We start from the raw sequence: 26,159 nt of genomic DNA, 5'->3' as shown, positions 1-26,159 counted from the left end.
CGGCGGCGCGTGATGTTTGTCATGGCCTCCGCCCCCGCCGAGCGGCGGCACATCTCGCCGGATCCGTGCCGGGACGCGGCTTATGGCTGCGCATATGACAGCGGACGTTCCCCCTGCGCCATTCCGTTCCCCTGCCACGGACCGCTATGGTCCCCGTCTGGCGGGTCGTCGATCGTCGTCCCGCCGCGCCCTCGGGGGGAGGGAAGGAAACCCGAACCGATGCCCGTACCCGTACCGCAGCAACGTGCCGTTCCCGCTGCGGAGACCACCCATGGCGCCGACCTCACCCTTCTGGTGATCGAGGACGACCCGGCGGGCACCATCGCCGTACCCGAACTGTCGGCCGGGACCCGGGTCCGTATCCGTACCGCCCGCAATCTCACCGAGGCGGAGCGGCTCCTCACCGACGACGTCGACTGCATCCTGCTGGACCTGGCCCTGCCCCTGCCGCTGAGCGCCGAGACGCGCCACGGTGACACCGGGACGGGGCCGCAAGCCCCCTCCGGGCGCGCGGACGAGCTGGCGGCACTCACCCACGTCCTGCGGATCGCGCCCCGGCACGCCGTCCTCGCGCTCACGGCCGAGGACGACGCGGAGCTGGCCGCCGAGGCGGTACGGGTCGGCGCGCAGGACTACCTCTTCCGGGACGAACTCGACGCCCGGCTGCTGAGCCGCGCCATCCGGTACGCCGTGGAGCGCAAGCGCGCGGACATCGCCCAGCACCAGCTGACCGAGTCCCGCCTCCGCGCCCAGGAGAACGCCCGGCTGGAACGCGGACTGCTGCCCACCCCGCTCCTGGACGGCTCCGACCTGAGCTTCGCCGCGCGCTACCGGCCGGGACGGAGCCGCGCCCTGCTCGGCGGCGACTTCTACGACACGGTCCGCACCCCCGACGGCACGGTCCACGCGATGATCGGCGACGTCTGCGGACACGGCCCCGACGAGGCGGCGCTCGGCGTCGAACTGCGCATCGCCTGGCGGGCGCTGACGCTGGCGGGACTGTGCGGCGACGAACTGCTCTCCACGCTCCAGCAGGTCCTGGAGCACGAGCGGGAGAGCGAGGAGATCTTCGCGACGCTCTGCACCGTCGACATCTCCCCCGACGGCCGCCGCGCCGGACTCTGCCTGGCGGGCCACCCCGCACCGCTGATCGCCCGCCGCGGACAGGCCGCGAAGCTGCTCCCGTACGAGGACGGCGGCCCGGCCCTGGGTCTGCTGCCGCGGGCCCGCTGGCCGCGCCGCCAGGTCGAACTGGGCGGCTCCTGGAGCCTGATGATGTACACGGACGGGCTGATCGAGGGCCGCGTCGGGCCGGTCGGCACCCAACGGCTCGGTCAGGAAGGCATGGTCGCCATGATCAACGGCCAGCTGGACCGCGGGCTCGCCGGCGAGGAGCTGCTGGAGGCGGCGGTCACGCAGGTGCGGGAGCTGAACGGCGGCGAGCTGACCGACGACGTGGCGGTGCTGCTGCTCGACCGCGACCAGGAGCGGATACGCCGACGGGGCGGCAGCGCACCGCGCTCCCGCCCCGTACCGGCGTCCACCCGCGCGGCGAGCGCTCAGCGCCCGCCGTTGTAGGGGCCGTACGGGCCGTCGCTGCTGGACCCGCCGCGTCGGCCGCCGCCCGAGACCGCCTTGAGCGCGGGCCGCACGTCGACCATGAACACGATCGACGCGACCGTGCCCGCGAGCTGGAGGAACAGCATCGGGACGAACAGGTTCACGGCCACGGTGATGCCGAGAATGATCAGCCAGAACGACTTCTTCTGCTTGTCCGCCGCACGGTAGGCGTCGTCGCGGGCCGTCACCGCGAAGAACAGTGCGATCACGGCCAGCACCAGCATGGCCAGATAGAGCAGCCCGATGAGTGTGCCGAAACCTGTGAGCAACATGGTGTCTACCGCCTAGTGAGTGGATGGGCGCCCTGCGGCCAAGCTACCGGGAGAACGAACCGGCCACCGGTATAGGTGCCCGGTCCGCGCCCCAGCCACTCGGCCGACGGCTCCGCGTGGACCGCCCGGGTCACTTCCCGGCGGGCGGGGTGGGCTTCTTCGCCACGGGCTTGCGCGGGGCGGGCGCCTTCCGGGCGGGCGCGGCCTTGGCCTCGGCGGGCTTGACCGGGCCGGGCTTCGCCGCGGCGGCGGGCTTCGCGAGGGGGGCGGGCTTCGCCGCGGCTGCGGGCTTGGCCGGCGAGGCCTTCGGCTCGCTCTTCGCGGCGGACGCGGGCCTGGCGGCCGGCGCGGGGCCCGCCGCAGGCCTGGCCGCGGGCTTCGCCTTCGGCCCGGCGTCCACCAGGGCGGCGATCTCGACGATCTCGTCGGCGCTCTCGCCACGCCAGGTCTTCACGCTCTGCTCGCCGCGCTCGGCGACTTTCTCGTACGTCTCACGGGCCCTGACCGCGTACTCGGCGGCCACGCCCAGGCTGCGCAGCGCCAGGTCCTGAGCGCTCTCGCCCAGCTTCTTCAGGTCGGTGTCGAACGATCCGAACACCTCGGTGACCTTCGCCTGCACGGTGGCCTGGGCCTCCTTGGCCTGCTCGGTCACCTTCTCCTGCACGGCCTTGGGGTCGGTGTTGCGTACGGCCTCGATCCGCTCGGGCGCCTCGGCCCGCAGCTGCTCGATCAGCGCCGGGACCTTGCGCGCCTGCTGCACGGCCAGATCGGCCGTACCGGCGGCGAAGTAGAGGGGGGTGGGGTCGGTGAGGGTCTTGCGCAGGTCATCGGTGATGGCCATGACTGTGGTCCTCCCGGATCATCAGAGCTAGCTGTGAGGGTGTGTGGCTGCGTCGGTACCGGCATCGGACCCGGGCTCGGGCGCGGGCTCGAACCCGTTCTCCTTGCGGAAGGAGTCGTAGATCTGGAGCAGCACGTTCTTCTGCCGCTCGTTGATCGACGGGTCGGCCAGAATCACCGCCCGCGTCTCCAGCTCCTCCCGCTCCCGCTCGTCGAGGATTCCGGCCCGTACGTACAGGGTCTCGGCGGAAATCCTCAGTGCCTTGGCGACCTGCTGCAGAACCTCCGCACTGGGCTTGCGCAGGCCGCGCTCGATCTGGCTGAGGTAGGGATTGGACACCCCGGCGGCATCGGCGAGCTGCCGCAGTGAGAGCTGCGCCGCGCGTCGTTGGTCGCGCAGGTACTCGCCGAGATTGCCGACGTTGAGTGATGCCATGACTCGATACTGCAACAGGTCTGCTAACTATTGCAAGCAGGCGCTTGCAAAAGTGTCGCCTGCCACTCGCGCGGAGCAGCGGCGCGCCGCGCGGCTGTCCGTTCCCGGTCTATCTGCGATTTCCCACCGGGCCTGCAGTGTGAAGTGAACGGGTCCCGGGCGCCCTGCGCAGCAACCCGCCCACCAGAGCCACCTGCCCGCGAGGGCAGTGCCCACCGCCCCGGGTGTCGGATGGCCTGGGAGATCACGACGGCCAGCGGGCGGACGCCCCACCTTGCCCGAGTTGCCAGGAAGGTGGGGCGCCAGGCGCGCCCATTGGTTCGTCGGTTCAGCAGGCGTATCCGCCTGCTCGTGGTTACCGAGGCTGGTAGGAGGTGGCCAGCACGGAGACGGTCACCTGACTGGGCAGGGGGCCGTGGCCGCTCAGGTCCGCGTGGGTCAGGTGGCGTGCGCTCGGTGTCATCCCCACCAGGTCGATGGCTTCTTGCCTGGTCAGGGGCGTGGTGTATTCGACGTGTTGGGTATCGGCGGCCTGGAAGTAGGGGTCCAGCGCCTGTTGCAGGCGCTGTTCCTTGGCCGGGTCGATCGTGACCATCGCGGGGATCTGGCCCCGTAGCTCGGCCAGGTGCCGCTCGATGGGGCGCACCACGATCAACCGGCCGGTCGGACAGAGCACTCGGTGGAACTCGGACGGGTTGCGCGGGGCGAACACGTCCAGCACGACGTCGACCCTCTGGTCGGCCAGGGGGAAGGGGCGGAAGACGTCCCAGCTCGCCGCAGCAGCTCGCGGATGAGCTCGGGCTGCTGAGCGCAGGGCGCGTGCTGACGTGTCCAGCCCCAGGCCGCGGGTGCCGGGCAGTTGATCGAGTACGCCGCCCAGGTAGTAGCCGGTGCCGCATCCGACGTCTACGACCGTGCCTTGATCAGGCAGGGCGTCGGCTGCCATGCGGGTCAGGGTCTGGTGGATAGGGGCGTACCTGCCGGTGGACAGAAACCGGTTTCGGGCCTGAACCATGGCTGCGTCGTCACCGCTGGTGGCGCGGATGCCCGTCAGCAGGCTGACGTAGCCCTGCCGGGCGATGTCGAAGGTGTGGCCCTCCGGGCAGCGCAGTGAGCCACGGTCGGGTCGGAGACAGGCGCGGCACACCGGGCAGCGCAGCAAGTCGAGAAACGGTTCGAGGGCAGGGGGAAGCAACGCAGGCACGAGGCACTCCAGGCGACGGTGAAGGGAAGGGACCGTGCCTGCACGCGCTCTCAAAAGCCGCCGTCTTAAGAAGGACGAGGCCCGGCATCTCGCCGCCTCGGTGTGGGCGGCACAAGGGAGATGGATCACGTAAACAGGCACGCCAAGGAGGGCGACGCCCTACGGCATCGCCCTCAACGCCTCGTGATTACAGAGCCTGGATGTGCTGGGTCCACATGCCTACACCTTACGAGCCTTACCAAAAGCCCGTCACCTCGCCTCAGCAGTCAAGAGACGCGGCCCGGCCGTGGGGGATCGCGCCGGACTGCGTAATCACCCGGACGAGGGGTTTGGTCCCGTTTAAGCTGCCCAGTCCCGACAGGTCTGCAAAGCGGCATACATGGGGCTGGGTGTGCTGGAGGGGACGAAGCCGTCACAAGTAAACGGCTTCGAGGTCGGCTGGCGGGACGACCAGGGTGAACATCGGCTGCCGTTGGCGGATGCGGTCTCGGTGCCGTTCGAGGCCGGGCGGCCGGTCCGAGACTTCCCGTCATATCGCGGACAACGGCATTTCCCTGGGTTGTATTGGTCGTCGACGACCGGTGGGCACGTGGGGTTCGAGTCCTGGCTGGAGCGGGATCACGCGATGCTGCTCGACTTCACGCCGCAGGTGATGGGGCTGCTCTCGCAGCCGTTGTGGCTGTTCTGGGAGGACGAGCGGGGCAAGCGGATCTCGCACGCTCCGGACTACTTCGCTCGGTTCGAGGACGGGCGGGGGCTGGTGGTGGACTGCCGGCCGCTGGACCGGATCGACGCACGGCCGGCGGCCAAGTTCGCAGCGGCGCGGGCGGCTTGTGAGGCGGTGGGGTGGGGATACCGCGTCGTCGGCGAGGTGGATCCGGTGCGGATGGTGAACGTCCGCTGGCTGGCGGGATACCGGCACCCACGGCACGGGGCCGATGACGGGCTCGCGGCCCGGTCGCTGGCCCTGTTCTCGATGCCGTCGCCCCTGGTGGCACAGGCTGCGCTGCTCGGTGATCCGATGGCGGTGTTGCCGACGGTGTTCCACCTGCTCTGGCTGGGACGGCTGACAGCGGATCTGTCGCGGCCCCTGTCGGATGCCACGCTGGTGTCACGGGCGGAGGCTCGGCGAGCGGGCACCCAGGGGCACGTGCAGCGTTGAGGGTCGGGGATCGGGTGCGCATGGATGACCGGCTGCGCACGGTCGTGGGCCTGTCCGGGACGACAGTGCGGCTCCTCGACGAAGCCGGGCCGGCGAGCCTGGTGTTGCTGTCGCATCTACTGGTCTCGGAAGGCTTTGAGCTCATCGGCCAGGGAACCGATCAGGGCCGCATGCCGCCGTTCGCACTGTTGGACATCGTGCCGGAGCGGGAAGCCGAGAAAGCGGTGGCCTGGGAACAGCATGTGACCGAGGTGGAGTTCGGCAAGCCGCCGGATGCTGATCCCACAGCCCTGCCTCGTCCGGAATACGACCCGGCCCGCCACACGGTGGAGGAGCGGGTGGCGGCCAAGGCGGCGGAACTGCGGGCTATCGGATGGCAGGCGAGTGTGGGGACCGTTCAGCGGATGCGCAGGCGCTACCGCGAGCAGGGTCTGTGGGGCCTGGTCGATCACCGTGCGACTCGTCTGTCCTCACCGACGGGACGGGCCGATGAACGGGTGGTGGCCGCCATCACGGAGATCCTGGCCGCGACGACGAACGAGTCCACTGGCACCCGCGGCCGACTGCGTCGGCGGGTGGAGGCGCTGCTGGCGGAACGGCACGGGCCGGGCACAGTGGCGATGCCGTCGAAGTCGGCGTTCTACCGGCTCGTCGAGGCGATGAGCGAGGGTACGCACGCCTTCGGCGAGGCTACGTCCCGCAGGTCAGCGGCTCGCCGCCCGCCAGGAGCGTTCACCCCTTCCTCGGCTTGCCGACCCGGCGAGATGGTGCAGATCGACACGACACCGCTGGACGTACTGGTGGTCCTGGAGGACGGAGTGAGCGGACGCCCGGAACTCACAATCGCCGTCGACGTGGCAACGAGGACAATCTGCGCTGCGGTGCTGCGACCGGCAGGCACCAAAGCCGTGGACGCCGCCCTGCTGCTGGCCAAGATACTGGTCCCGGAGCCGCTACGGCCCGGTTGGTCGGGCGCGCTGGCGATGTCGACGACGCTGATCCCCCACCGGCGGTTGTTGGAGATCGACACGCGCCTGGAGCAAGCGGCCGCCAAGCCGGTGATCGTGCCAGAGACGATCGGCATCGATCACGGGAAGGTGTTCGTCTCCAACACCTTCCTGACCGCCTGCCGGCCGCTGGGCGTCTCCGTCCAGCCGTCCCGCCCGGCGACCCCAACTGACAAGGGAATCGTTGAGCGGACGTTTTCCTCGATCAACACGCTGTTCTGCCAGCACATCCCTGGCTACACCGGTTCGAACACGACCCGCCGGGGGGCCGAGGTCGAGGCCGTCTGGACGCTCGCGGAACTGGACGACCTGCTGCAGGAGTGGATCGTGACCTGCTGGCAGCAGCGGCCACATGAAGGACTGCGCAGCCCGTTCCTACCGGGCCAGCCGATGTCTCCCAACGACGCATACGCCCTGCTGGTCTCCCGCACCGGCTACCTGCCGATGCCGCTGAGCGGCCCCGACTACTTGGAACTGCTGCCAGCACTCTGGCGTTCGGTCAACGACTACGGCATCCGCATCGACCACCGCACCTACAACTCCCCAGGACTGAACCCGCTGCGGCGCCGCTCCTCGGGCGTGACCGCCAAAGGCGGGCTCTGGGAAGTCCACTACGACCCCTACGACCTGTCCCAGATCTGGGTACGCGACGCGCGCACCGGAGAGTGGATCACTGTTCCGTGGACACACCGGCACCTGGTCTCCGCCCCATTCGCGGACTTCACCTGGCGCCGGGCCCGGGACCTGCTCGCGATGCGAGGCCAGGACGACACCAACCAAGCCGCTGTGGCCGCCGCAGTCGACCAGTTGCTGACGCGGGCGGAAAGCGGGCCGGACCGCCGGATCGCGGCCCGCACCCGCGCCGCCTTGGAGCCCGCTCGGCCCGTCGCCGCGCTGCCGCAGGCACCAACTTCGGAAGATGTCGAGGACGAGACCACCGTCCTGGAGCAGCCGTCGAACGTCATCCCCTTCGGCGTCTTCGACGCCTTCACTGACGGGAGCCGCCTGTGAGCCAGGCCCCGCCACAGGACATCGCCAACCCGCAGGCGTCGCTGACCACGAAGGAAGGCTGGCGGGCGTTCGTCGACGAGAACCCGGAGCCCCCACCGTCTCTCCCGTCCGGCACCGTCCTGGACGAGGACGAACTGGAGTCCTACAAGGAAGCGCGAATCGACTACCACACACGATCCGTCATCGTGAACACCCCCACGATCCGCGGCGTCGTCACCACCGGCCGCAAACGCATCGTGCTCAACCGGCACCAGGTCTCCGCCCGTCGCGGCCTGATCGTGTCCGGTTCGGCCGGCACCGGCAAGACCACAGCGATCACCCAGCTGGGCAAGAACGTCGAACAGATCACTCGGCGCCGCAACCCCGCCGCCGTCGGCGGACTGCCGGTCGTCTTCGTCACCGTTCCCCCGGCCGCCACCCCGAAGATGCTCGCAGGCGAGTTCGCCCGATTCCTCGGCATCCCGCTGGAGCACCGCATGAGCCAGGTCCAGATCACCAACGCCGTCTGTGACCTGCTCGGCAAGCTCGGCACCACGCTCGTCCTGGTCGACGAAATCCACAACCTCGACCTGACCACCCGCAACGGAGCCGAGGCATCCGACCAACTGAAGTACCTATCGGAACGGATCGCGGCCACCTTCGTGCTCGCTGGTCTCGACGTCGAGACCAGCAGCCTGTTCCAGGGCACCCGCGGACAGCAGATCGCCGGCCGCTACACGGTCATCCCCTCCCGGCCCTTCGGCCACAAGAACCGCGCGGACAAGGAGAGCTGGCAGGCCCTGGTAGTGACCATGGAGAACTCCCTGCGACTACACGCCCATCGTCCCGGCACCTTGGTCACCATGACCGATTACCTCCACGAACGCACCAGCGGGCTGATCGGCAGCCTTTCCCAGCCCGCTGAGCACCGACACCGACGGATCGCCCGGCGCTTCCCCGACACCCTGGAAACAGCGACGAAGGAAGCGCAGCACTTGGTCCGCTCCTGGCTCCTGAACAAGAACCAACCTCATCTGCTCTCACGCTGGAACGACCGCCTCGCCCAGCTCCCTCCCAAGGAAGCCATCTACGGGAACATCATCAGGCGACGCGTCGACGAGCGGGAGTACATCGCCACCTATCCAGAATTCGTCACGCTGCTGGGCATAGTGGCCGATCCTGCTTGGCGGGCACTACGGGCACCTCGCCGATGGACGAACCTCAGCCAGCACCGGCGCACCATCGACGCCGTCTACACAGAGGCCGAGCACCGGCTGAACGTCCCCACCCTTCGCGAGAAGCTCCACTCCTACGCCTTCTCCAACGACGCCCTTTTCCGCTGGACCGATCCCTTGGGAAGGTCCCTGATGTTGGTGGCGACGCCGGACGACTACGACGCCCTACGGGATGAGTCCCGCCAGAACTGAAAAACACCAGGCCGCGGCCGTGCCGTCCGACAGAACAAATGGGACCGTCCCAGCTCGCGCTCAAGCAGGCGAATCACCGTGCAGATCCACTGGGCCACCCGGCTTCGGACCCGTCCCAGCAGAACTGACAAGGCCCAGCTCAGAGACACCTCATCGATTCAGATCTTTTGGGAACGGACAGCGCCGGAAGGGGCTCGTCCGTTCGCGGTGGACGGGAAAAACAAAAGACAAGGAGCTCGCTCGCTCCTTGCCACTCTCAACGTATAGCGCACCGGGGGCCTTGCGGCAAGACCCCGGTCGTGATGCAGAATCCCCAACCGAAGCCGGAACCTGAGGAAAACAGGTATTCGCGAAGTACGAGTCTTTTGCCCTGATGGCGGGACTCGCGCGGAGCGGAGCAGCCGGCGCGGTGCGGTTCATCGAACGGGTGGGGATTTCATGGTGGACGTGATCGTGGTCGGCGGCGGGCCCACGGGGCTGATGCTGGCGGGCGAGCTGCGGCTGCAGGGTGTGCACGCGCTCGTGCTGGACAGGGCGGCGGAGCCGAACCGGCACTCGCGCGCGCTCGGCCTGCACGCGCGCAGCGCAGAGGTACTGGACCAGCGCGGTCTGCTGGAGAAGTTCCTCGCGCTGGGCCGTCAGTACGCGGTCGGCGGCTTCTTCGCCGGGCTCGGCACCTCGTGGCCCGCCCGGCTGGACACCGCGCATTCGTATGTCCTGGGCATCCCGCAGCTCACCACCGAGCGGCTGCTGACCGAGCATGTCACCGGGCTGGGCACCGAGATCCGGCGCGGCTGCGAACTCGTCGGCCTGAGCCAGGACGAGCACGGGGTGACCGCCGGGCTGGCCGACGGCACGGCGCTGCGCTCGCGCTACCTCGTCGGCTGCGACGGCGGCCGCAGCACGGTGCGCAAACTGCTCGGGGTCGGCTTCCCCGGTGAGCCCGCCACGGTCGAGACCATGCTGGGCGAGGTGGAGCTGACCGTGTCGCCGGAGGTGCTGGCCGCCACAGTGGCCGAAGTCCGCAGGACGCAGGCGCGGTTCGGCACCATGCCCCTCGGGGACGGGGCGTACCGGGTGATCGTGCCCGCCGACGATCTGGCCGAGGACCGCACGGTCCCGCCGACCCTGGAGGAGTTCAAGCGGCAGCTGCGGAAGCTCGCGGGCACCGACTTCGGCGCGCACTCACCGCGCTGGCTCTCCCGCTTCGGCGACGCCACCCGGCTGGCCGAGCGCTACCGGACCGGCCGGGTGCTGCTGGCCGGCGACGCGGCCCACGTCCACCCGCCGACCGGTGGGCAGGGGCTCAACCTCGGTATCCAGGACGCGTTCAACCTCGGCTGGAAACTGGCCGCCGAGGTCAACGGCTGGGCCCCCGAAGGGCTGTTGGACAGCTACCACACCGAACGGCACCCGGTGGCCGCCGACGTACTGGACAACACCCGCGCGCAGAGCGAGCTGCTGTCCGGCGAGCCGGGCCCCCGGGCGGTGCGCCGGCTGATGGCGGAGCTGATGGAGTTCGAGGAAGTGAACCGGTACCTGATCGAGAAGATCTCCGCGATCGCGATCCGCTACGACTTCGGCGAGGGGCATGAACTGCTCGGCCGGCGGCTGCGGGACGTGCGGCTGGAGCGCGGTCACCTCTACGGGCAGATGCACGGCGGCCGGGGACTGCTGCTCGACCGGACCGGCCGGCTCTCCGTGGCGGGCTGGGCGGACCGGGTCGACCACATCGTCGACGACTGCGAGGAACTGGACGTGCCCGCGGTGCTGCTGCGGCCGGACGGCCACGTGGCATGGGTGGGCGAGGACCAGCGGGATCTGCTCGGCCGGCTGCCCGCGTGGTTCGGCGCCCCCACCGGCTGAGCCCGACGCGCCGGGCCCCGGGGCTACTTCGCCGTCGTCCCGCGCGTCCGGGCGGCGGTCGCCGTGGCGGCCGCCAGCGCCAGGCACAGCGGGGAGTAGGCGACGCGGTCGAGGCGGCGGAAGCGGGCCGAGGCCGAGCCCGGGGACAGCAGATCGGTACGGCCCGAGAGCCCGGCCGCGCCGCGCAGTGCCAGCACGCCCGCGACACCGGCCGCTCCGAGGCGGGACAGCGCCGGGGTGCGCCGGGGCCGGCCCGCGGCCAGGAGGGCGGCGGTTCCGAGCGCGCCCGCGACCACGAAACATGCCTTCGGGCCGGGCGGGGACGGCCGGCCGACCACCGCGTCGGCGAAGGACTCCCGGTCGGGCAGCGGCCACGACGAGCCCAGCCCCCAGGCGACATGCAGCCCGGCCAGAGCGGTCAGCGTCGCGACGGAGGTGCGGGTGGCGGCACGTTCGAGGCTCATACCGATTCACGTTACGCCCGCGCCCGGCCCCGCCACCCGGCGCCCTGCCTCCTGCCCTCCTGCCTCCTGCGTCCTGCGTCCTGCGTCACTGTCATACCCGGCTGCGACAGTTCGGCCATGGAAGAAGAGAGCTTCGAGGACTTCTGGGCGCTGATCGAGGACTCGCGACGGCGGGCGGCCTGCCGTGACGAACGTGAGGAACTGCTCCGCGACCGGCTCGTGAAACGGCCGCCGCGCGAGATCGTGCGGTTCCAGATCCAGCTGCACCGCGTACGGCAGCGGGTCGACACCTGGGAGATGTGGGCGGCCGCCGAGCAGATATTCGGCGGCTCGTGTTCCGACGACAGCTTCTGGTACTTCCAGTTCTGGCTGGTGGGCCTCGGCCGGGAGGACTTCCGCACGGTGGTGGCCGACCCGGACGCCCTGGCGGACATCGCCGGACTGCGTCGGCTGGCCGGCCGGCCCCTGAGCGCCTGGCCGGACGACGAGTGGCCCGAGTGGGAGGGGCTCGACTACGTCGCGGCCGGGGCGTACGAGGAGCTGACGGGCGAGGAGAACGGGCTGGAGGAGGCACTGGAAGCCGAGGGCGTCGAGCACCCCTGCAACCCCGAGCCGGACGGTGAGGCGTGGGGCGTACGGCATACGGAGGAAGCGGCCCGCCGACTGCCCCGCCTGAGCACGATGTTCCCGCTCCCGGAACCCGCCGCCGGACGGTACCGGGCCGGGTGACGGCGGGCGCGAACGCGCCCGCCAGGGATTACGGGACGCCCTTTACGATGCGGACACCTACGCGAACCGACCTGGACGGAGCCCGGAATGCGGCCCTGCTCGACGGGATCACCACCCCTGCGGCCGCCCGGCGCGGGCGCCACGTACACGCCCTTCGACGCGGTGCTGTGCGATCTGGACAATGTGATCCGGTTCTACGACATGGCGGGGCTGGCCGAGCTGGAACGGGCCGCGGGCCTGGCGGCGGGCACCACGACGGAGGTGGCGTACGCCCCCGAGGTCGACCTGCCCCTGCTCCTCGGCCGGATCACCCCGGACGAGTGGGTGGAGGCCATCACCCGGGGGCTGATGGACCTCCCGGCCGGCCGGCGGGGGCGCGGCCGGGGCGCGGACGCCTTGATGACGGACGCCTCGGTGACGGACGCCCCGGTCACGGATGCTCCGGCGGCGGATGCCCCGACGGCGGTGGGGGCGGGCGGCCCCGGGGCGGGAAGTCTCAGGCCTGACGCGTGGGCCCGTGAACTGGGCCGGGCGCTCGCGCGGGCTCCGTTCCGGGCGGACCCGGCGGTGGTCTCGCTGCTGCGGCGGGCCAGGACCCGCGTCCCGCTGGTGCTCGTCACCAACGCGTCCCTCCAACTGGACGACGACCTGGCCTCGTTGGGGCTCATGGATCTGGCCGACGAGATCGTGAGCAGCGCCGTGGAAGGTGTGGCCAAGCCGGACCGGGCCATCTATGAGATCGCGGCGGCGCGGGCCGGCGTACCGATTCAGCGGTGTCTGTTCGTGGACGACCGGCAGGAGAACATCGATGCCGCCGTCGCGCTGGGGATGACCGGCGTACTCTTCCGCGGACCCGCCGACCTGGAGCGCGCGTTGGGCCCCGTTCTGGACGGCTCTCCGCAGGACGCGGCGAGTGGCGGCACGGTGGAGCGGGACACACGGGAAGAGGGGGAAGCATGACCGGAGAGGGACACCTGGACGGCGAGGTGATGCCGGGCGGGATGGCCAACGCCGGGGCCGTCGTCCGGCACGGCGACATCGTGGAGCGGCCCGCCCCGCCGCATGCCGCCGCCCTGCACGCCCACCTCGTGGCGCTGGCAGCCCAAGGCTTCGACGGGGTTCCCGTACCCCTGGGAATCACCGGCTCCGGCCGCCGCGAACGCCTTTCGTACGTGCCCGGGGACGTCGCGGTCCCGCCGCATCCGCCGTGGGCGTGGACGGACGACGCGCTGCGTTCGGTGGGTGGCCTGCTCCGGCGGCTGCACTCGGCCTCGGCGGGCCTCCCCCTCGATGCCGCCGCCGGGTGGTCCGCCGAGCTGGCCGATCCGCAGGGCGCGGGCGCCGCCGGGGCGCTGCTCTGCCACAACGACGTGTGCCTGGAGAACGTGGTGTTCCGCGACGGCCGCGCCGCCGCCCTCATCGACTTCGACCACGCCGCCCCCGGCCGGCCGCTGTGGGACGTCGCGATGGCGGCCCGCTACTGGGTACCGATGTCGGGCCGCGACGGCCTCGACCGGGCGCACCGGCTCCGAGTGCTGGCCGACGGCTACGGGCTGGAACGGGCGGACCGGGCCGCGCTGCCGGGTGTGATCGAAGAGGCGACGGGAGTGTGCCGGGCCTTCGTCGAGCGGCGCGTGGCGAGCGGGGATCCCACGTACGCGAAGGCGCTCGACGCGGGCGGCGGCTGGGGACGCTGGGACCGCCATCAGGCCTGGCTGGCCGACCGTCGTGACGAGCTGACCACCGCGCTGCTGGCAGGCTGACCCCTCCAGCCCCGCCAGCCCTCCAGCCCCGCCGGTCCCGCCAGCCCTCCAGCCCCGCCGGTCCCGCCAGCCCTCCAGCCCCTCCGGCCCTCCCGGCCGCGCAACCGCGCCCGGGAGGCCGGGCCCCCGCCTACTCCAGCCCCGTCCTCAGCTGCGCGAAGCCCAGCTCGGCCGCCCGTACCGCCGGCCCGTACACCTGCCCGGCGCTCTCCCCCGCGTCGATCCGCCGCCAGTTCTCCATGGCCAGGATGCGCAGTACGGCGGCGATCTGTCCGGCGGCGAGCCGTTCGGCCGTCCCGTCGCCCAGCGCGCGGGCGAGCGCCGCCTCGGAGCGCCCCTGGTACGCGTACATCCGGGCCACCAGGGACGGCGTCCCGTACAGCAGCCGGTGGTAGGCGAGCACCTGCGGGACGTCGCAGAGCCCGGTCACCGGGTCGCGCCGCTCCAGCCCGTCCAGGTAGTTCCGGCGCAGGGCGTCCAGCGGTGTCTCACCGGCCGCCCGGCCCGTCACCACCCTGGCCGACTCGTCCTCGTGGTCGGCGAGCCGGTGCAGGACCAGGTCCTCCTTGGCGGGGAAGTACCGGAACAGCGTCGGCTTGGAGATGTCGGCCGCGGCCGCCACTTCCGCCACCGAGACCTTGTCGAAGCCCCGTTCCAGGAACATCGCGATCGCGGCGTCGGAGACCGCCTGATAGGTCAGCCGCTTCTTGCGCTCCCGCAGTCCGGCCGGCTCCCGCGCCACCTCGCCGGCCGCGGCCCTCTCGCCGCTCCCGGCCTTCTCTCCACCCATGACCACGCAGCCTACGCCCTTGACCTCAAGCGGACTTGATGTCCGCGTCGTCACTCCCGGCACCGGGAGGCGCCTCCTCGGCCCGGTTCGCCTCCGTACGCCGGGCGAGCACCTCCACCCCGTCCAGCAGCCGCGCGAGCCCGAAGGTGAACTCGTGGTCGGGCTCGTCCGGCTCGCTCATCACCCCCGCCTCCAGCAGCCGGGACAGCGACGGATGCCGTACGGGGTCGGCGAGACGTTTCACCGTGCGCTCCCACCCCGCCATGACCTCCTCGGCGGGAATGCCGCGCGCCTCGACGGCGGCGGCGAGATCGCTCATCAGCAGCGCCTCGTTCCGCACGAAACCGCCGACGAGGAGGATGACGGAGATCTTCTCGCCCTCCGCCAGCCCGCTGCCCTCCAGCGCCTGGAGACCCTGCTCCCACCAGGCGATCGAGTGCGGACTCGCGGGCGGGCCGGCGATCGGGATGCGGAGCATCCACAGGTTCCGGTGGAACATCTCGCGCTGCGACCGGGCCCACTGGCCGATCGCCTCGCGCCAGCCCGCCCCGGTCTCCAGGGCGGGCAGCGGCGACGGCAGCCCCATGGCCGCCTCCTGCATGAGGACGAACAGCTCGTCCTTGGCGGAGACGTACCGGTAGAGCGACATCGTGGAAGCGCCCAGGTCCTTGGCGACGCGCCCCATCGACACCGCGCCGATCCCCTCGGCCGCCGCCACGGCCACGGCCGCGTCCACGATCCGCTCCAGGCTCAGACCGGGTTTGGGGCCCTTGGCCGGACGCTCGCGCAGCCCCCAGGCGGCCTCGATGCTGGGCGGCAGGTCACTGCCTCCGGGCACGCCACTCTTCTCCGCCACCGAATCCCCTTTTCCGCTTCCGGAACCCCTGCCCCCCGCTTGACCCCCATTCTAGTTTTGCGTAATGCTTACACAGTAACGCGTATTCCATACGCAGAAGGGGGATCGGCCATGATCGCCGAGAACAGCGGAAGCACCGACGGAAGCACCGGGAACAGGGGGAACGGCGCAGGCAGCGGCGCCTGCGGACACCACGCACCCGCCGACGCGCGGCCCGCCATCGAGGCCCACGGCCTCACCAAGTCCTACGGAAACCCCGCGGTACGGGTCCTGGACGGCATCGACCTGAGCGTCGAACGCTCCACCGTCCTCGCCCTGCTCGGCCCCAACGGCGCGGGCAAGACCACCACCGTGCGCATCCTCGCGACGCTCACCACCGCGGACTCCGGCACCGCCCGCGTGGCCGGGTACGACGTCGTCGCCGACCGCGCCCGGGTGCGCCGCTCCATCAGCCTCACCGGGCAGTTCGCCGCCGTCGACGAGACACAGACCGGCGAGGAGAACCTGCGCATGATGGCCCGGCTGACCGGCCTGACGCGCACCGCCGCACGGCACCGGGCCGAGGAACTCCTCGCCCGTTTCGACCTCACCGACGCGGCCCGCCGCCAGGCACGTACGTACTCCGGGGGCATGCGCCGGCGCCTCGACCTGGCGGCCGGGCTGGTCGGATCACCCGAGCCCGGCGTCTTCTTCCTCGACGAGCCCACGACCGGCCTCGACCCGCGCAGCCGTCAGCAGCTCTGGCAGGTCGTGCGCGACCTCGCCGCCCGGGGCGCGACGGTCCTGCTCACCACGCAGTACCTGGAGGAGGCCGACCAGCTCGCGGACCGGATCGCCGTCCTGGACAAGGGCCGGATCGTCGCCGACGGCACCGCCGACACCCTCAAGTCGCGTGTCGCCGGGCACCGCCTCGACCTCGTCCTCACCAGCCACGAGGGCTACCTCCGGCTGGCCGGCCGCGCCGTGCACCACTCCCCCGGGACGCTCACCCTCGGGCTGCCCACCGACGGCACGGCGGCCCATGTCCGCGCCCTGCTCGACGAGATCGACCCCGCCGGCACCGAAGTGGCGCGCTTCGGCGTGCACAGCGCCACCCTCGACGATGTCTTCCTGGCCCTCACCACGGAGGTACCGGCCCATGTCTGACGCACCCGGCGTGCTCACCCACGCGGCGGTCATGAGCGCCCGCAGCCTGCGGATCAGCCGCCGCAACATCGACGCCGTCATCACCTCGATGATGCTCCCGATCCTGCTGATGCTGATCTTCGTCTACTTCTTCGGCGGCGCGATCGACACGGGCGCGGACTACGGCTCGTACGTCATGTACGTCGTTCCCGGCGTCCTGCTCCTGTGCGCGGGCTTCGGCTCCGCCACCACGGCGGTGGCCGTCAGCGAGGACATGAAGGGCGGCATCATCGACCGGTTCCGCTCGATGGACGTGGGCGGTACGCCGGTGCTGGCCGGACATGTCGTGGCGAGCACCGTGCGCAACCTGGTCTCCACCACCCTGGTCCTCGGCATCGCCGTACTGATCGGCTTCCGCCCGGCGGCCACCGGGGCGGGCTGGCTCGCCGTGGCCGCCGTGCTCCTCGCCTACATCCTGGCGCTGTCCTGGATCTCGGCGGCGATCGGCCTGCTCGCCCGGACCCCGGAGGCGGCAGGCGGGTTCACGTTCTTCATGTCGTTCCTGCCGTACCCGAGCAGCGCGTTCGTCCCGATCGACTCGATGCCGGGCTGGCTGCGCGGCTTCGCCGACCACCAGCCGATCACCCCGGCCATCGAGTCCCTGCGCGGGCTCCTGCTGAACCAGCCGGTGGGCAACGCCCCCTGGGTCGCGCTGGCCTGGGCGGCGGGCATCCTGGTGGTGGCGGTGGGGCTCTCGGGAATGCTGTTCAGGCTGCGGACCCGATGAGCCCCGACAGGCCCCGGCGGCACCCCCGGAGCTCGCGCAGCCCGGCCCGGACGGCCGGGCCCGGCGGGCCGCCCGGACCTCAGAAGCTGTCCGGGCACCACGGGCGCCGCGCCGTCCGCAGGGCCCGGTCCGCCGACCGGGCGGCGCCGGTGCGGTTCTCCTCGGCCCGGCCGAGCGCGACCAGCCGCTGGACCGACTCGTCGCCCAGGTAGAGCGTGCCCAACTCCCGTACGTCCAGGGTCAGATCTGCACTCCGCGTGGTCGGGGTGCAGCTCGCCCCGGAGGTGGAGACCTCCAGCAGGAACCGGCCCCCGGCCAGACCCGCGGAGTCCTGGACATCCAGCACCAGGCCCGCCTCGTCCTCGTAGCCGCGGGCCTCCAGCGCGCGGGCGACATCCAGGACGCGCACCCACAGCCAGTCCGCGTGGGTGACGACGCGGGCGGCGCGGGGGTCCGGGAGGAGGAGGGGCAGCAGGTCGTCGGGGGCGCGGAAGCCCGAGCGGACCGTGGTGATCCAGTCGATCGAGCAGATGAAATACCACAGCGCCCGCTCCGCCTCCGGAGTCACCGCGATCATTTCCTTCACCGTCGCCTTGTTCAACGGCTGCTTCGCATCACCCCAGTTGTCGTCCGCGGTGTAGGCGACCAGGCCGTCGACGGTGCCGTCGGCGGAACGGTGGAGCGCGTAGAACGGCTCGGTCCAGGTGATGTGCGCGGAGGTGACCGCGCCCGTGTTGACCTCCCACCAGCGCTCGTCCCGGCTGACGGCACCGGGCCGGCGGGCCGCGAAGCGGGCATGCAGCTCGGGGCCCAGCTTGCGCACCTCCGCGCCGTCGATCAGCTCGATCCTGCCGCCGCCGTCCACGGCGGACGGACCCGCCCAGCGGGGGTCCAGCCCGGCCCGCGGGACGTCGATCTCCCACTGGACGGCCCAGGTCGCCGGGCCGAACCCGTACCGCCCGTAGATCGGGTACTCGGCCGCTATGAGGGTCGCGACCACCTCGCCGCGCTCCTTCGCCGCCGCCAGATCCGCGGTCATCATCCGGTTCAGCAGCCCGCGGCGGCGGTGCGTGGGCGTCACCGTGACCCCGCTGACCGCGTCGGCCGGCACCGTGGCGCCGCCGACGACGGTCAGTTCCTGGGCGAACGAGCGGAACGTCGCCACACAGCGCCCCGCGTCGAACGCCCCCTGGACACGGGACAGATCGGTGTGTGCCAGCCGGCCGGCGATCTCCTCCTCGCTCGCCCTCGCCGTACGGAGGAAGCCGGTGGACACGGCGCGCATCCAGTCGGGGTACTCGGACTCGGTGACAGTGCGGACCTCAAGGCTCATCCGCCCACGCTAGGCACACGTCCGTCAGAATGTCGCGCGGATTTCGCCGACCTCCGCCGCCCCGCCCAGCAGCGGCGACCGGCCGATCCGGGAGACCACCGGAGCGTCCACGCCGAGCAGTCCGAGCGCGCGGGCCAGCACCGGGCCGAGCGCCCGCGTCGCACCGTCGTCGATCTTGAAGGCCAGCGCCCGGCCGTCCGCCAGCGCCACCGCCTGGACCGCCTCCGCGCCCATCTTCGCGAGCGTGCCCGGCACTTCGCGCATCAGCCAGGTGTCGGGGCGCCGGGTGCCCGCGACGTACTCCGGATGGGCGCGCATCGCGTCCGCGACCCGGCGCTCCGCCGTCCCCGGCTCCGCCAGCACGAACGACCGGAACGCCCGCGCCAGCCCGACCAGACCGATCGCCATCAGCGGCGCCCCGCAGCCGTCCGTACCGACCGCCGGGACGCTCTCGCCCGAGGCCTCCTCGACCACCTGGAGCACCAGCCGCTGGAGCGGATGCGCGGGGTCGAGATACGTCGCGGTGTCCCAGCCGTTGAGCACGCAGGCCGCCAGCATCGCCGCGTGCTTGCCGGAGCAGTTCATCGTGATCCGCTCGCGGACGTGTCCGGCGGCGAGGTACGCCTCCGCCTCCACCGGGTCCAGCGGCAGGTCGGGCGGGGTCTGGAGGTCGTCGGCACTCAGCCCGTGCTCGGCCAGCACCGTGCGGACGAGCGCGAGGTGGAAGTCCTCCCCGGAGTGGCTCGCGGCGGCCAGGGCCAGGCGCTCACCGGACAGGCCGAGCCCGGCCCGCAGGATCGCCGCGGCCTGCATCGGCTTGTTGGACGAGCGCGGGAAGACCGGCGCGGCCGGATCGCCCCAGGTCCGCTCCACACTGCCGTCGGCGGCCAGCAGGACCAGCGAACCCCGGTGATGGCCCTCGACGAAACCGGACCGGACGACCTCGGCCAGCACGGGCGGGGCGGGAACGGTGGCGGCGGTGGCAGGGGTGGCGCCGGTGGACGTCATGGTGGGCCTTCCGGGGACGGGGAGCGGGACCCGTGCCCGGAAGGATCGCTTCAGGCGAGCAGGTCGTCTACTTGTGCTTCCCCGTCACGGTACCTGCGGGCGATCTCCGCGCCGCAATCGTCAGCGGTGCGCTGGAGCTGGTGCCGACGCCGGGAAACCTGCTGCTCATAGCGGACCAGCCGCCCCATCGCCGAGTGCAGTTCCTCGTCGGTCCGCGCGTCCAGATCGGACAGCTCGACCTCGGCGAGCGTCTCCGCGGCCAGCCGCCGGTACTCGTCGCTGCGCGGCGTGGTCAGCGTGACGTGCCGGGCGGAGGTGCGGTGCCGCGAGGGGGTGTCGGCGAGGATCTCCGAGAGCCGGTCCACCACCGGCGCCTCCGGGTCCCGGCGGCGGGCCAGCTCGGCCCGCAGGATGTCGATCCGGCCCTGCACCAGGCGGCGTACGTAGCTGAGGTCGGCCTCGTCGCGCTGCGCGTCACGGCGCAGGGTCCGCAGCTCCGGCAGCCGCAGCCCGCCGAAACCGGCCGGCACCCGCCCGGTGGCCGGCCCGTCCGCCCCGGGAACGGCCACGACCGGCGGCACCAGGCCCTGTTCGGGTACGGACGCGGCGGCCGCGCCGCCCGGACCGGGCAGGGACAGTGGCGCGGGGCTCTGTCCTGACTGTCCTGACTGCCCCGGCAGGCTCCGTTGCACGGGTGGCCGCATGGTGCTGGCGCGTGGCACCGGTACGGCACCGGGAGATTGTCCGGCTCCATATGTACTCATGCTGTTCCGTCCCCTCGACCGGTGCGTCGGCACACCGACATCGTGCATCGTGCCACTTGGCGGGGTGCCCACGCAGGTGCTCTGTACCCGTTCAGCCCAAGATAGGTTGGTCTGTATGCGTGCAGTGGTACAGAGAGTGGACGGCGCGAGCGTCTCCGTGGCGGGCGCCGCGGACGGCTCGCCGGAGACCGGAATCGTCGGCGAGATCGTCGGCGAAGGACTGTGTGTGCTGGTCGGGGTCACCCACGGGGACACACCCGAGAAGGCGGCGCAGCTCGCCCGCAAGCTCTGGTCGGTGCGCATCCTGGAGGGCGAGAAGTCCTGTTCGGATGTGAATGCCCCCCTCCTGGTGATTTCGCAGTTCACTCTCTACGGGGACGCCCGGAAGGGCCGCCGGCCCACCTGGAACGCCGCCGCGCCCGGCGGGATCGCCGAGCCGCTCGTCGATGAGGTGGTGGCACAGCTGCGGGCGCTCGGCGCACAGGTGGAGACGGGCCGGTTCGGTGCGGACATGCGCGTCTCGCTCACGAACCACGGCCCGTTCACCGTCCTGATCGAGGTGTGACCGCGCGGAGGCACGGCGCGGCACCGGTGCGGGCGCGGGTGCGGGGAACTACGGCTCGACGACCGTCTCCTGGGCCGCCGCCGTGTCCCCCGCGAGCAGTTCCGCGTCCACCGCCACGTTCCGCTTCACCAGCGCCAGGGCGATCGGGCCCAGCTCGTGGTGCCGGGCCGAGGTGGTGATGAAGCCGAGCTGCCGGCTCTCCGCCCCGTCGGCCGCCAGCCGCACCGGCGTGCCGTGTCCGGGCAGGTGCACCTCGCTGCCGTCCAGATGCAGGAAGACCAGCCGGCGCGGCGGCTTCCCCAGGTTCTGCACGCGGGCGACGGTCTCCTGGCCCCGGTAGCAGCCCTTCTGGAGGTGGACGGCGGAGCCGATCCAGCCCAGCTCGTGCGGGATGGTGCGGTGGTCGGTCTCGAAGCCGACGCGCGGGCGGTGCGCCTCGACGCGCAGCGCCTCGTACGCCAGGATGCCCGCGACCGGACCGTGCCCGGCGGCGTACTCCTCCAGATCGGCACGGGGCAGGAACAGGTCCCGGCCGTACGGGGTCTCCCGTACGGCGATGCCCTCGGGCGCCGGAGCGATGGAACCGGCCGGCAGATGGACGACGGCGATGTCGTCGGCACGGTCGGCGACCTCGACCCGGTAGAAGAACTTCATCGAGTCCAGATAGGCGATGAGCTCGCCCTGCGTGTCCGGCTCGACGTGCATCCAGACCCGCTCGCCGTCGTCGACGAGATACATCGCGTGCTCGATGTGCCCGTTCGAGGTCAGGATCAGCGCCTCGGTGGCCCGGCCGGGGGCGAGCTCGCTGACGTGCTGGGTGACCAGCAGGTGCAGCCAGGCCAGCCGGTCGTCGCCGCTGACGGTGACGACGCCCCGGTGCGACAGGTCGACGAGACCGCTGCCGTCGGCGAGGGCTCGTTGTTCGCGGAACAGATCGCCGTAATGCGCGGCGACACCTTCGTCGCGGCCCTCGGCGGGGACGGCGCCGGGCAGGGACAGCAGGGGGCTCTTCATGCGCCCAGCCTACGGCCCGGCGGCGGGGAGCCGCCTCGGCCCTGAGCCCTAGGCCTTCCCGTCCTCGCCGGCCTTCCTGAGCCCCTCGGCGCTTTCGGCCGTGCCGGGCCCGTCGGCGCTTTCGGCCGTGCCGGGCCCGTCGGCGTTCCCGGGCTTCCGTCCGGCCGCCCGCTCCGCCTTCGCCGCACAGCCGTCGCAGCGGCCGAAGATCGCGAAGTGCTTCATGTCCGTCTCGAAGCCGAAGGTGTCCCTGAGCTTCGCGGTGAACTCGGCGACCACGTCGAGATCCGCCTCGATGACGTCCGCGCAGTCCCGGCAGACCAGGTGGATGTGGTGGTGGCGGTCGGCCAGGTGGTACGTCGGGGCGCCGTGCCCGAGGTGGGCGTGGCTGACCAGCCCGAGCTCCTCCAGGAGCTCCAGGGTCCGGTAGACGGTGGAGATGTTCACGCCCGACGCGGTCCGGCGCACCTCGCAGAGGATGTCGTCGGGCGTCGCGTGCTCCAGCGTGTCGACGGCCTCCAGGACAAGCTGGCGCTGAGGCGTCAGCCGGTAGCCACGCTGCCGAAGATCGGTCTTCCAGTCGGTGCTCACCACACGGCCAGTGTAGGTCGCGATGCGCACCTGTCCGCAGCCCCGGGAACCACCGGTCCCCGGAACCGCCGGCCCGGGACTACTTGAAGAACGCGATGCCGTCGTCCGGCATGTCCTCGAGGTTCCGCGCCATCTCGGCGACCTCTTCCGGCGTGACGACCTTCTTCAGGTGCGCCGACATGTAGGGGCGCAGCTCGACCTCGGGGGTCGCCTTCTCGCCGACCCACATCAGGTCGCTCTTCACATACCCGTAGAGCCGCTTCCCGCCGCTGTACGGGCCGGAGGCCGCCGTCCGGGCCACCGCGTCGGTGACCAGGTCGATCTGCGGCTTCTGGTCGGCCAGCTCGCCGTACCAGATCTCGACGATGCCCTGGTCACGGACCATGACGACCTCGACCTTGCGGTCCTTGTCGATGCGCCAGTAGCCGGACTCGGTCTCCAGCGGCCGGACCTGGTTGCCCTCGTCGTCGAGCACCCAGGTGTGCGAGACGTACTCCAGGAAGTCCCGGCCGTCGTGGCTGAAGGTGACTTCCTGGCCGAAGTTGCACTTCTCGGCACCGGGGAAGTCGGAGACCCCCGCGCCCGCCCAGTTGCCCAGGAGGAAGGCCAGCGGAACGAGGTCCGGGTGGAGGTCGGACGGAATCGAGATCATGGGCGTCTCAGACGATCTGTGAGGGAGCGGCGGAGTTCGACGAGGGTCAGCGCTGGCCCTGGTACAGCTTCTTCACGGTCACACCGGCGAAGGCGAGCACACCGACGCAGACCAGGACCAGCAGGGCGGAGAAGAATGCCTCAAGCACGGGGGCTCCTCGGAACGAGCGATATACGGCGGTACAGGGCCGGTCCCCAGCCTAATGGGTAGGGGACCGGCCCTCTCGTTCAGGTCCTCAGCCGAGCAGCTGGTTCTGGAGTATCAGCGTCTGCTGGAACGGGATGCGCGCCGCCTCTTTCCCACCCTTTTGGGCATGGACGACCAGGGCGAGGGTGTCGCCCGCGACGGCGTACGACTGGCGTACGTGCTCACCGCCGGCCGGGCCCTTCTCTGTGAACGTGTACGACAGGACGCCCGGCACCACCGCTGTGGCGTCCCAGGTCTCGTCGAACGCCATCCCGTCGGTTCCGGTGAGCGGTGTACCGGCCTCGACGCCGATGCCCAGGTCGTCGCGCAGCTCGCCCGCGAAGGCTCCGGAGTTGAACTGGAGCAGATAGATCCGGGACGCGGTGCCGTCCGGCATGGTCCAGCCGCGGGCCGCGATGTGCCGCAGCGCGGAGTCCTTGATCAGCTGGGACACCTCGTCCCGTTCCTCCTTCTCGTACTCCGCGACGAACCGCCCGGTGGGAACCCAGTCCCCGGTCAGCTCCTTGTCCGGCACCGCTCCGGCCGGGGCGGGCAGCAGCAGCTCCCGGATGTCGGCGTGGTGCACCTCGGCGGGATTGCCGTCGCTGAACGGGCGCTGCGCACCGGCCGGGAGCGCGGGCAGCGTCAGCTCGGGGTAGTCCCAGCGCCCGTCGCCCTCGGTGGCGAGCCCCGGCACGTCCGTGCGGTCCATCGAGGTGAGGCCGAGGGCCGTACCGGCGCCGACCGAGCCGAGCACCAGCACGGCGGCGGTCCAGCGCGCCGCGGCCCGCAGCACACGGCGGGGGGCCTTGGGCCGCGGGTCCGGCCGGGGCGGCCCGACCGCGGTCTCCGCCGTCGTCGCCTCCGCCGTCACCGCCGTCACCGCCTCCGCCTTCGTCTCCGTCCGCTCGGTCATACGTACTCCCCCGGAGACTTGATGTGGTCGAGCTGGTCCTTCACGAGGGCGGCCACGTCGGACGTGCTGAACGGATCGGTGCCGCTCGCCGCGACGGTGACGAACGCCTCCCCGTCGTACGCGAAGCAGAACATCCCGTCGATCTTGTCCTTGTCCTTGGGCAGCCGGTAGCAGGCGGCCTTCTTGTGGCCCTCGATCTTCGGGCCCTTCCGGAAGCCCCCGATGGCGTCCAGCAGCTCCGTCTGCCCCTCGTACATGTCGTGGACCGCCTTCGTGTCCCGCATCTTCGAGATCTGGATCTCGACGACGAGGTCATTGGCCATCGACACGTACGAGCGCTGCGCGATGCCCTGGACACGGAGGCGGTCGATGCGTTTGTCCAGCTCCCGGCGCTGCTTGCCCGCCAGCCCGCGGCCCATCTCCTTCATCGCGGCGGTGGCCTTCCTGCCGCTCGTCTCGCTGTCGTTGCCGAACTCGGCGATGTCCGGGCCAAGCCGGTAGGCCCCGGGCACCGGCAGCAGCAGCTTGCTCAGCTCGGTGGTGGCCCGGCCCCGGTCGGAGCCGGCGGCCGGGTCCTTCCCGGGCTCGTCCCCGGTCTCCGCCCAGAGGGTCGTGGCGACGGTGCGGTCCGCGTTGTCGACGGTGTTCTTGATGTACGCGGCGGAGCCGCCGACCGCGCCGAGGACCAGGACGAAGGGCAGCACGGTGAGCACCAGCCGCCGGACCCCGGTGCCGCGACCCGTGCTGGTGTCGGTGTCGGTGCCGGGAACGGAACCGGTCTCCGTCCCGCCGTCGGCAGCGCTCTCCGGGCCGGTGCCGGAGTGGTTCGTCTCGTCGTTCACAGCCGCTCCAGCTGTCGCTCGGCCAGCTTCCGGATGTCCTTCTTGCTGATCGGCACGGTGTCGTAGATATGGATGTCGAGCACGATGTCGCCGCGCCGGGCCAGTGCTCTGGCCTTGTAGGACGGCAGATAGCCCGCCTTCCGCTCGACGCCGTACACGAAGTACCGGCCCTCGCCGCTGCCCTCGATCGGATCGCCCTCGTTGCCCGCGCCCTCCCTGTCGGACGGCATGTACGCCAGCTGGCCGCTGAAGTACGCCTCGGCGCCCAGCAGTGCGGCGGAGCGGAACTGGACGAGGTTGACGAGGGTCTGCCGGTACTTTCCCTGCTGCCATGAGGCGGACGCGGTCCGGCGGAAGTCGTCCCCGGCGAGCGTCTCGAACATGTAGTTCTCGGACTTGAAGGTCAGGGCGTACGTGTCGAGCGTGATCCAGCCGTCGTCGGTCCGCAGCCCCGGCTCGGCCTTCCCGGCGCCCTTGGGCCGGTCGATCAGCAGCTTGCGCAGATCGCCGTCCGTCCTGACCTGCCGGTCCTGCGCCACCGGAAGCGGGCCCGGGACCTTGTCGGCGGGCAGCGGTTCCGCCGGGTAGCCGAGACCCGGCTGCGACAGCGCCTCCAGCGGCGTCGGGGCGCGCCCGGCCTGGATCCCGTAACCGACGGCGGCGCCTCCGGCGATGCCGAGCAGCGCGGCGGCGGCGATGAGCAGCGTCGTACGGCCGCGCGGACGCCGGCGTACGGGACTGTCGGGAACTGCGGGAACAGCAGTAGCTGTGGGAACAGCAGTAACTGCGGGAGCGACGGCAGCGGAAGGCGGCTCCGCCGGCACGTCAGGAATGGTGTCGTTCAGTTCCAAAAGGGGTCCCCCCACGAGACCTGAGGCGCAGATTCCGATACCTGCGCACACAGCTGACCCACAGGCGCCTGAGGAGGTTGCGCGCCCGCCCATTACAGT

26 protein-coding genes and 1 pseudogene are annotated in these 26,159 nt (G+C 71.4%); 11 read left to right on the top strand and 16 right to left on the bottom strand.

Annotated features, from left to right (window positions below; translation table 11 throughout):
- Positions 1–219: 219 nt before the first annotated feature.
- Positions 220–1,578: a PP2C family protein-serine/threonine phosphatase gene (locus ACIGJO_RS07585; RefSeq protein ID WP_399953549.1), complete on the top strand. Its 1,359-nt coding sequence runs from the start codon at positions 220–222 to the stop codon at positions 1,576–1,578.
- On the opposite strand, the gene ACIGJO_RS07580 is transcribed toward ACIGJO_RS07585, so the two are convergent.
- The 4 genes and pseudogenes from ACIGJO_RS07580 to ACIGJO_RS07565 form a co-directional block, all read right to left on the bottom strand.
- On the bottom strand, positions 1,560–1,892 hold the full coding sequence (locus ACIGJO_RS07580; RefSeq protein WP_399953547.1) for a DUF2516 family protein: 333 nt from the start codon (positions 1,890–1,892) through the stop codon (positions 1,560–1,562). The two genes, ACIGJO_RS07585 and ACIGJO_RS07580, sit on opposite strands and share 19 nt — an antisense overlap.
- Before the next feature lie 130 nt (positions 1,893–2,022).
- A complete protein-coding gene (locus ACIGJO_RS07575) occupies positions 2,023–2,733 on the bottom strand; it encodes a hypothetical protein (RefSeq protein ID WP_399953544.1) in 711 nt (236 codons plus the stop codon).
- 48 nt (positions 2,734–2,781) lie between these two features.
- Positions 2,782–3,168 (bottom strand): annotated as a pseudogene (locus tag ACIGJO_RS07570) (helix-turn-helix domain-containing protein); the annotation flags it as partial.
- A gap of 355 nt (positions 3,169–3,523) precedes the next feature.
- On the bottom strand, positions 3,524–4,372 hold the full coding sequence (locus tag ACIGJO_RS07565) for a putative RNA methyltransferase (RefSeq protein WP_399953542.1): 849 nt from the start codon (positions 4,370–4,372) through the stop codon (positions 3,524–3,526).
- 379 nt (positions 4,373–4,751) lie between these two features.
- On the opposite strand from ACIGJO_RS07565, the gene ACIGJO_RS07560 reads away from it, so the two are divergent.
- From ACIGJO_RS07560 to rox, 4 genes are all read left to right on the top strand, one after another.
- Positions 4,752–5,534, top strand: coding sequence for a TnsA-like heteromeric transposase endonuclease subunit (locus ACIGJO_RS07560; protein ID WP_399953539.1), 783 nt, complete (start codon positions 4,752–4,754; stop codon positions 5,532–5,534).
- A gap of 20 nt (positions 5,535–5,554) precedes the next feature.
- Positions 5,555–7,552: a Mu transposase C-terminal domain-containing protein gene (locus ACIGJO_RS07555; protein WP_399953536.1), complete on the top strand. Its 1,998-nt coding sequence runs from the start codon at positions 5,555–5,557 to the stop codon at positions 7,550–7,552.
- On the top strand, positions 7,549–8,958 hold the full coding sequence (locus ACIGJO_RS07550; protein ID WP_399953534.1) for an AAA family ATPase: 1,410 nt from the start codon (positions 7,549–7,551) through the stop codon (positions 8,956–8,958). The genes ACIGJO_RS07555 and ACIGJO_RS07550 overlap by 4 nt, the downstream gene beginning before the upstream one ends.
- A gap of 438 nt (positions 8,959–9,396) precedes the next feature.
- On the top strand, positions 9,397–10,824 hold the full coding sequence (rox, locus tag ACIGJO_RS07545) for a rifampin monooxygenase (protein ID WP_399953531.1): 1,428 nt from the start codon (positions 9,397–9,399) through the stop codon (positions 10,822–10,824).
- A gap of 23 nt (positions 10,825–10,847) precedes the next feature.
- Here the strand turns inward: rox and ACIGJO_RS07540 are convergent, their stop codons facing one another.
- Positions 10,848–11,288: a DUF3995 domain-containing protein gene (locus ACIGJO_RS07540; RefSeq protein ID WP_399953529.1), complete on the bottom strand. Its 441-nt coding sequence runs from the start codon at positions 11,286–11,288 to the stop codon at positions 10,848–10,850.
- 117 nt (positions 11,289–11,405) lie between these two features.
- On the opposite strand from ACIGJO_RS07540, the gene ACIGJO_RS07535 reads away from it, so the two are divergent.
- From ACIGJO_RS07535 to ACIGJO_RS07525, 3 genes are all read left to right on the top strand, one after another.
- The gene (locus ACIGJO_RS07535) at positions 11,406–12,017 is read left to right on the top strand and encodes a DUF4240 domain-containing protein (protein WP_399953527.1); all 612 of its coding nucleotides are present in this window, start codon (positions 11,406–11,408) and stop codon (positions 12,015–12,017) included.
- 87 nt (positions 12,018–12,104) lie between these two features.
- On the top strand, positions 12,105–12,977 hold the full coding sequence (locus tag ACIGJO_RS07530; RefSeq protein WP_399953525.1) for an HAD family hydrolase: 873 nt from the start codon (positions 12,105–12,107) through the stop codon (positions 12,975–12,977).
- Complete coding sequence (locus ACIGJO_RS07525; RefSeq protein ID WP_399953523.1) at positions 12,974–13,780, top strand: phosphotransferase enzyme family protein; 807 nt, start codon at positions 12,974–12,976, stop codon at positions 13,778–13,780. Before ACIGJO_RS07530 ends, ACIGJO_RS07525 begins: the two co-directional genes overlap by 4 nt.
- Positions 13,781–13,910: 130 nt before the next feature.
- Here the strand turns inward: ACIGJO_RS07525 and ACIGJO_RS07520 are convergent, their stop codons facing one another.
- Positions 13,911–14,570: a TetR family transcriptional regulator gene (locus ACIGJO_RS07520; RefSeq protein WP_399953521.1), complete on the bottom strand. Its 660-nt coding sequence runs from the start codon at positions 14,568–14,570 to the stop codon at positions 13,911–13,913.
- A 25-nt stretch (positions 14,571–14,595) separates the two neighbouring features.
- Positions 14,596–15,426 carry a TetR/AcrR family transcriptional regulator gene (locus ACIGJO_RS07515; RefSeq protein ID WP_399953519.1) on the bottom strand — a complete coding sequence of 277 codons (831 nt, stop codon included), beginning with the start codon at positions 15,424–15,426 and terminating at the stop codon, positions 14,596–14,598.
- Positions 15,427–15,537: 111 nt separating this feature from the next.
- Here ACIGJO_RS07515 and ACIGJO_RS07510 point away from each other — a divergent pair, with 111 nt between their 5' ends.
- Complete coding sequence (locus ACIGJO_RS07510; RefSeq protein ID WP_399953517.1) at positions 15,538–16,572, top strand: ATP-binding cassette domain-containing protein; 1,035 nt, start codon at positions 15,538–15,540, stop codon at positions 16,570–16,572.
- Entirely contained in the window at positions 16,565–17,338 is a 774-nt protein-coding gene (locus ACIGJO_RS07505) for an ABC transporter permease (RefSeq protein WP_399953514.1), read from the top strand. Before ACIGJO_RS07510 ends, ACIGJO_RS07505 begins: the two co-directional genes overlap by 8 nt.
- A gap of 79 nt (positions 17,339–17,417) precedes the next feature.
- Here ACIGJO_RS07505 and ACIGJO_RS07500 read toward each other — a convergent pair whose 3' ends face one another.
- From ACIGJO_RS07500 to ACIGJO_RS07490, 3 genes are read right to left on the bottom strand one after another with little or no spacing between them, the layout of a single operon-like run.
- The gene (locus tag ACIGJO_RS07500) at positions 17,418–18,671 is read right to left on the bottom strand and encodes a GNAT family N-acetyltransferase (RefSeq protein WP_399953512.1); all 1,254 of its coding nucleotides are present in this window, start codon (positions 18,669–18,671) and stop codon (positions 17,418–17,420) included.
- Positions 18,672–18,695: 24 nt separating this feature from the next.
- A complete protein-coding gene (locus ACIGJO_RS07495; RefSeq protein WP_399953510.1) occupies positions 18,696–19,679 on the bottom strand; it encodes an asparaginase in 984 nt (327 codons plus the stop codon).
- Between the two features lie 50 nt (positions 19,680–19,729).
- Positions 19,730–20,443, bottom strand: a complete 714-nt coding sequence (locus ACIGJO_RS07490; RefSeq protein ID WP_399953508.1) for an ABC transporter substrate-binding protein — start codon at positions 20,441–20,443, stop codon at positions 19,730–19,732.
- A gap of 115 nt (positions 20,444–20,558) precedes the next feature.
- Here ACIGJO_RS07490 and dtd point away from each other — a divergent pair, with 115 nt between their 5' ends.
- Positions 20,559–21,008 carry a D-aminoacyl-tRNA deacylase gene (gene dtd, locus ACIGJO_RS07485; protein WP_399953506.1) on the top strand — a complete coding sequence of 150 codons (450 nt, stop codon included), beginning with the start codon at positions 20,559–20,561 and terminating at the stop codon, positions 21,006–21,008.
- Positions 21,009–21,056: 48 nt separating this feature from the next.
- On the opposite strand, the gene ACIGJO_RS07480 is transcribed toward dtd, so the two are convergent.
- From ACIGJO_RS07480 to ACIGJO_RS07455, 6 genes are all read right to left on the bottom strand, one after another.
- A complete protein-coding gene (locus ACIGJO_RS07480; protein WP_399953503.1) occupies positions 21,057–22,022 on the bottom strand; it encodes a YgfZ/GcvT domain-containing protein in 966 nt (321 codons plus the stop codon).
- A 48-nt stretch (positions 22,023–22,070) separates the two neighbouring features.
- Positions 22,071–22,616: a Fur family transcriptional regulator gene (locus tag ACIGJO_RS07475; RefSeq protein WP_399953500.1), complete on the bottom strand. Its 546-nt coding sequence runs from the start codon at positions 22,614–22,616 to the stop codon at positions 22,071–22,073.
- Between the two features lie 76 nt (positions 22,617–22,692).
- Positions 22,693–23,265, bottom strand: a complete 573-nt coding sequence (locus ACIGJO_RS07470) for an FABP family protein (RefSeq protein WP_266932238.1) — start codon at positions 23,263–23,265, stop codon at positions 22,693–22,695.
- A gap of 235 nt (positions 23,266–23,500) precedes the next feature.
- The gene (locus ACIGJO_RS07465) at positions 23,501–24,367 is read right to left on the bottom strand and encodes a hypothetical protein (protein WP_399953496.1); all 867 of its coding nucleotides are present in this window, start codon (positions 24,365–24,367) and stop codon (positions 23,501–23,503) included.
- Complete coding sequence (locus ACIGJO_RS07460) at positions 24,364–25,209, bottom strand: hypothetical protein (RefSeq protein WP_399953493.1); 846 nt, start codon at positions 25,207–25,209, stop codon at positions 24,364–24,366. The genes ACIGJO_RS07465 and ACIGJO_RS07460 overlap by 4 nt, the downstream gene beginning before the upstream one ends.
- Entirely contained in the window at positions 25,206–26,033 is an 828-nt protein-coding gene (locus ACIGJO_RS07455) for a hypothetical protein (RefSeq protein WP_399953490.1), read from the bottom strand. Before ACIGJO_RS07455 ends, ACIGJO_RS07460 begins: the two co-directional genes overlap by 4 nt.
- Positions 26,034–26,159 lie beyond the last annotated feature (126 nt).

The organism is Streptomyces sp. NPDC079020, assembly GCF_044542225.1.
Taxonomy (GTDB): domain Bacteria; phylum Actinomycetota; class Actinomycetes; order Streptomycetales; family Streptomycetaceae; genus Streptomyces.
This window is presented reverse-complemented; position numbering and strand designations above follow the sequence as displayed.

Excerpts from the sequence above, each read along its gene's own strand:
- ACIGJO_RS07520 (WP_399953521.1), bottom strand. The coding sequence starts at position 14,570 with ATGGGTGGAGAGAAGGCCGGGAGCGGCGAGAGGGCCGCGGCCGGCGAG.
- ACIGJO_RS07510 (WP_399953517.1), top strand. The coding sequence starts at position 15,538 with ATGATCGCCGAGAACAGCGGAAGCACCGACGGAAGCACCGGGAACAGG.
- ACIGJO_RS07560 (WP_399953539.1), top strand. The coding sequence starts at position 4,752 with ATGGGGCTGGGTGTGCTGGAGGGGACGAAGCCGTCACAAGTAAACGGC.
- ACIGJO_RS07525 (WP_399953523.1), top strand. The coding sequence starts at position 12,974 with ATGACCGGAGAGGGACACCTGGACGGCGAGGTGATGCCGGGCGGGATG.
- rox (WP_399953531.1), top strand. The coding sequence starts at position 9,397 with ATGGTGGACGTGATCGTGGTCGGCGGCGGGCCCACGGGGCTGATGCTG.
- ACIGJO_RS07540 (WP_399953529.1), bottom strand. The coding sequence starts at position 11,288 with ATGAGCCTCGAACGTGCCGCCACCCGCACCTCCGTCGCGACGCTGACC.
- ACIGJO_RS07465 (WP_399953496.1), bottom strand. The coding sequence starts at position 24,367 with ATGACCGAGCGGACGGAGACGAAGGCGGAGGCGGTGACGGCGGTGACG.
- ACIGJO_RS07500 (WP_399953512.1), bottom strand. The coding sequence starts at position 18,671 with ATGAGCCTTGAGGTCCGCACTGTCACCGAGTCCGAGTACCCCGACTGG.
- ACIGJO_RS07555 (WP_399953536.1), top strand. The coding sequence starts at position 5,555 with ATGGATGACCGGCTGCGCACGGTCGTGGGCCTGTCCGGGACGACAGTG.
- ACIGJO_RS07535 (WP_399953527.1), top strand. The coding sequence starts at position 11,406 with ATGGAAGAAGAGAGCTTCGAGGACTTCTGGGCGCTGATCGAGGACTCG.
- ACIGJO_RS07490 (WP_399953508.1), bottom strand. The coding sequence starts at position 20,443 with ATGAGTACATATGGAGCCGGACAATCTCCCGGTGCCGTACCGGTGCCA.
- ACIGJO_RS07505 (WP_399953514.1), top strand. The coding sequence starts at position 16,565 with ATGTCTGACGCACCCGGCGTGCTCACCCACGCGGCGGTCATGAGCGCC.
- ACIGJO_RS07585 (WP_399953549.1), top strand. The coding sequence starts at position 220 with ATGCCCGTACCCGTACCGCAGCAACGTGCCGTTCCCGCTGCGGAGACC.
- ACIGJO_RS07480 (WP_399953503.1), bottom strand. The coding sequence starts at position 22,022 with ATGAAGAGCCCCCTGCTGTCCCTGCCCGGCGCCGTCCCCGCCGAGGGC.
- ACIGJO_RS07495 (WP_399953510.1), bottom strand. The coding sequence starts at position 19,679 with ATGACGTCCACCGGCGCCACCCCTGCCACCGCCGCCACCGTTCCCGCC.
- ACIGJO_RS07470 (WP_266932238.1), bottom strand. The coding sequence starts at position 23,265 with ATGATCTCGATTCCGTCCGACCTCCACCCGGACCTCGTTCCGCTGGCC.
- ACIGJO_RS07530 (WP_399953525.1), top strand. The coding sequence starts at position 12,105 with ATGCGGCCCTGCTCGACGGGATCACCACCCCTGCGGCCGCCCGGCGCG.
- dtd (WP_399953506.1), top strand. The coding sequence starts at position 20,559 with ATGCGTGCAGTGGTACAGAGAGTGGACGGCGCGAGCGTCTCCGTGGCG.
- ACIGJO_RS07575 (WP_399953544.1), bottom strand. The coding sequence starts at position 2,733 with ATGGCCATCACCGATGACCTGCGCAAGACCCTCACCGACCCCACCCCC.
- ACIGJO_RS07580 (WP_399953547.1), bottom strand. The coding sequence starts at position 1,892 with ATGTTGCTCACAGGTTTCGGCACACTCATCGGGCTGCTCTATCTGGCC.